Consider the following 4,374-nt stretch of genomic DNA (forward strand, 5'->3'; position numbering starts at 1 on the left):
CCGACTTCCCTGACCGGGAGCACGTCGGGCACCGCCGCACGGGCCGGCCGCGCCGGCCGCGGGAGTCGGAGCGCTCGCCGCGGCCCGCGCCTGGCCCGTTCACGTTCACGGTCGTTCGTGGCACCCGTCTTCACCAGATCTTGTCGCGCATGGCGGCGCACCTCCCTCGACGTGGTCCTCGGCGGAACTCGCGGCGGGGGAGGGTTCACCAGATCTTGTCGCGCACCGCGATCACCTCCAGTGGTTTGCGTCACCCCGGTAGCGGCTGACATCGGCACAGGTCACCATTACTGTGACCCTCCGTCCGGACGCCATGACGGTCCGGGGTAGACAGTCGTGAGGAACCATGGGCAGAGCGCGTTCGACGTCGTCGGGCGATCGACGCTGGTCACTATGGTCCCTGCCGGGACGGGCCCTGGTGTACGTGCTGTCGGTGGATCTGCTGGCCGTCGTCGCGATCGCCGCGACCACCGCCCGGCCGGTCCCCGCGGGCTCGTGGACCACGTTCGCCGTCCTGGCCGGCTGCGCCGCGCTGCACCTGCACTGCTCCCGCTGGATCGAGCGCATCCGCCGCGACCACAGCCACCTGCCGCACGTCGACCTGTGCAGCATCTGGATCGTGGCCGGCGCGCTGGTCCTGCCGCCCTCCCTGGCCGTCGCGCTCGTCGTGCTGATGTACGCGCACCGCTGGTGGGTCGTCGGCCGCTGGGACGCCTCACGCCCACCGCACCGGTGCGTGTTCACCACGTCGATGATGGTGCTGGCGACGCTCGCCGCGAGCACGGTCGCGGGTCTCACCGGCCTGCGCGACCACCTCCAGGCCGGTCGGCCCGGCGGCGCGCTCGACCTCGTCGGCCTGGTCGGCGCGGGCGCGGCGCAGTGGCTGGTCAACACGGCCCTGGTAGCGGCGGTGATCCTGCTGACCGTCCGGCCCCGCTCGGTGCGCGACTCGATCGGCAGCGCCGCGGACAACCTCCTCGAAGCCGGACAGCTGGCGATGGGCGGGCTCGTCGCCCTGGCCGTGGCGTGGTGGCCCGGGTTCGCGCTGCCGATGGTCGTCGCGGCCGTCGCCCTGCACCGCACGGTGCTCATCCACCAGCTCGAACTGGCCGCCCGCACCGACACCAAGACCGGTCTGCTCAACGCCGAGGCCTGGCACCTCCAGGCCACCCTGGAGCTGCAGCGCACCCGGCAGCAGCCGCCCGGCGCGCGCGTCGGCCTGTTCATGATCGACGTGGACCACTTCAAGGACATCAACGACAACCACGGCCACCAGACCGGCGACCTGGTGCTGCGGCGCATCGCGAGCGCGCTGGCGGGCACGGTGCGGCGCGGTGACGCGGTGGGTCGCTTCGGCGGCGAGGAGTTCGCCGTGCTGCTGCCCGGCGTGGAGCACGAGGAGGCGGTGTCGATCGCCGAGCGGATGCGCTCGGAGGTGCACCGGGTGCTCGTGGACGTCGGTGACGGCGGCGTGGTGGCCGGTCTCACGGTCAGCATCGGCGTCGCGGTGTGGCCGGAGGTGGCCGAGGACACCCTCGAGGGGTTGCTCGCGGCGGCGGACTCGGCGCTGTACGAGGCGAAGCGGCTCGGTCGGGACCAGGTGCAGGCGGCGGCCGCGCACCGCCGCGTCCGGTGGACGCCCGCGGCCCGGTCCGAGCGCCCCGGGGTGTAACAACCGCGACTACCCGCCGGATCTCACACAGGTCGGGCCGTCGGTGGCGTAGTTTCTGCCCGCCACCACCGACACGGTGGACTCCCTCGGTTGCAAGGGTCGTGAGCCAGTGGACCTCGGTGCCCCGCACGGAATCCGCTTCCGCTTCGAAGCGGGGCTGCTGCGCGCCGTCCTGCTGGACGTGCACCGCAAACCGCCGGTCGACGCCGTCGAGGAGCTGACCGCCGAGGCGGGCGCCCGCGACCTGCTGGTCGAGGATACCCGTGACGGCGCCGTGCGCGCGGTGCTGCGGCACCGCTTCGACCTGCCCGCGCCCGCGCGCTGGCGCCTCGCCGTCGACGCACCCGCCACCGGGACGCCGGACGGCGTGTCGTTCACCCTGCCCGGCTCGGTGTCGCTGACGGTCTCCGGGTCGTCGCCGTGCGCCATCGAGGACGGCGGCGTGTGCGTGCGGCTGCCCGCGGGCGAGTCGGAGCTGGACGTCACGGTGGTCAGCGAGCCGGTGTTCGAGGTCGGTGACACGGTCGTGGTGTGCCGGCCGGACCAGGTGCGCGAGGCCGCGGTCGTCGTGTCGTGCCTGCCCGCCGACCGCGTCACGCCCGTCGTCGCGCTGAGACCGGGCGACGCGTCGTCCCACCGGCACGACCGGCTGCTGGCACACCTGCTCGACGCCACGGGCGTGCGCCGCGTGGTGTTCCTCGCCGCACCCGACCCGGCGGCCGGGGACACCGGGCCGTTCCCCGACGTGCCCGACCGCGTGCACCTGCCGTGCGAGGACCCCGTCGGGCTGACCACCAAGGCGTGGGAGCTGCTGCGCGGCGGCGGCGAACCCGACCGCTTCCTCGACGTCGCACCGGACGCCGACTTCGTCACCGCCCTGTTCACCGCCCTGCGCACCGGTGCGGCGCTGCGCGTGGACGACGACGCGCCACCCGTGCCGTTCTCCGGGCACAACCCCGACGACACCGACGAGGCCGTGCTGGTCGAGCGCACCGGCGAGGTCGACGACCTGACCGCCGCCGTGTACGCCCACCACCGCGGGGCCCGGCTGGTGGTCACCCCGCGACCGGACCTGACCGCGGTGGGCGCGGTCGTGGCCGAGGAGCAGGAGCGGGTCACCGCCGCGGCGGGCGCGATCGGTGACGCGGTCAAGGGCATCGGGTTTGTCGAGGCGCTGTGGCGGTACCTGTCCACCGGCGGGCACGACCCGTGGGCGTCGGTCGAGGCGGTGGTCACCGCGCAGGTGCCCGCCGAGGTGGTCGCGCAGGTCGGTGACCGGGGGCTGACCGCGTTCACCACCGGCCTGCCGTACTCGTTCGTCCACTCCGGCGAGGTGAACTGGGCGCGCAAGCCGATCGGGCACGTGGTGGCGGACCCGGCGCTGGTCGTGCTCACCGAGCTGCACCGGGCGGGCGTGGCGCGCGAGCCCGGCGCGTTCAGCCTGGTGGTCGACTCGGGGGCGTTCCGCGAGCTGCCGGAGACCACCGCGTCGCTGGGCCACCACACCCACGCGATCGTGCTGTCCGATCAGGACGCTTCGCCGGACGTGCTGCGCGACCTGGTCGCGGACCTGCCGGTGGAGCTGGTGTTCTTCCACCGCCACGACGCCGACGACGTGATCCTGCTGGGCGGCGAGGCGCTGCCGGACGACGACCTGCCGCTGTCCCTGCCGCACCGCCCCATCGTGTTCAACAACTCGTGCCGGTCGTGGACGCGCCTGGGCCGCGAGTTCGTCCGGGCCGGCGCGCGCGGCTACATCGGCACCCTGTGGACCATCCCGCCGAACCTGGCCGCCGGGTTCGCCCGCACCGTCGTGCGGCGGCTCACCGCCGAGGAGACCCCGGCCGCGCGCGCCATCGTCAACACCGGCACACCGGGCGGCATCGAGCGGTCCTACCTGTACGTCGGCACGGTCAACGGTCGGCTCGACGAGTGGCGCGACCGGTCCACCACCGATGCCGAGGCGGCGCTGACCGGCTGCGAGCTGCTGGCCGCCGCCGCGCGCGACTGCGCCGACGGGCTGTCGCCGGTGCTGCACCGCGAGCTGTCCGCGCTGCGCGGGGTCGCTGAGGCGGGCGGTGCCACCGGCACCCCGTCCTACGCCGACGTGCTGCTGGCCGAGCTGCGCCTGGAGGCCGACGACGAGCGGGCCGCCGACCTGGTCGAACGCCTCGACGCGGTGCTGGCCGACCTGGACCTGCCCGACGACGAGGTGGAGCCGCTGTGGGCGACGAGGTTCGAGCTGACCGGCGTCCGGGCGGAGCGGCGCGGGGAATACGGGGCCGCGCTCGCGGACTTCGAACGGTGTGTGGGCTTGGGCGACGCGTGCCGCGACCGGGCGGACGTGCTGCTGCGGATGGCGAGGCTGCTGATGCGTGAGGGCAGGACCGACGAAGCCGGACAGGCGGCGCGGCTGGCGTACGAGGAGCACCGCGCCAGACGGGACGGGCCGGGGTTGCTGGAGTCGATCACCGTGCTCGACGACCTGGGCGACGCCGACCCCGACACGTCCCTCCGCTACGCCGTCGAGGGGCACGACGTGGCCGAGGAGCTGGGGGACCGGGCCCGGCAGGCCGCGTTCAAGCTGGCCGAGTGCGACCGGCACCGCGACCTCGGTGACCTGACCGCGGCGATCGAGGCCGGGTCGCGCGCCGTGGAGCTGGTCCGCGCCGAGGGCGACGACCGGCAGGAGCTGGCCGCGC

The 4,374-nt window shown here is 74.4% G+C and carries 2 protein-coding genes; both read left to right on the top strand.

The features are described from left to right. The first annotated feature begins 346 nt into the window (after positions 1-346). The gene (locus AB0G02_RS29770) at positions 347-1,672 is read left to right on the top strand and encodes a GGDEF domain-containing protein (protein ID WP_360800383.1); all 1,326 of its coding nucleotides are present in this window, start codon (positions 347-349) and stop codon (positions 1,670-1,672) included. A gap of 109 nt (positions 1,673-1,781) precedes the next feature. Further along, positions 1,782-4,374 (top strand): hypothetical protein (locus AB0G02_RS29775; protein WP_360800386.1); only part of this gene is annotated, 2,593 nt, incomplete at its 3' end.

Source organism: Actinosynnema sp. NPDC023658 (assembly GCF_040639995.1).
In the GTDB taxonomy this organism is placed as follows: domain Bacteria; phylum Actinomycetota; class Actinomycetes; order Mycobacteriales; family Pseudonocardiaceae; genus Actinosynnema.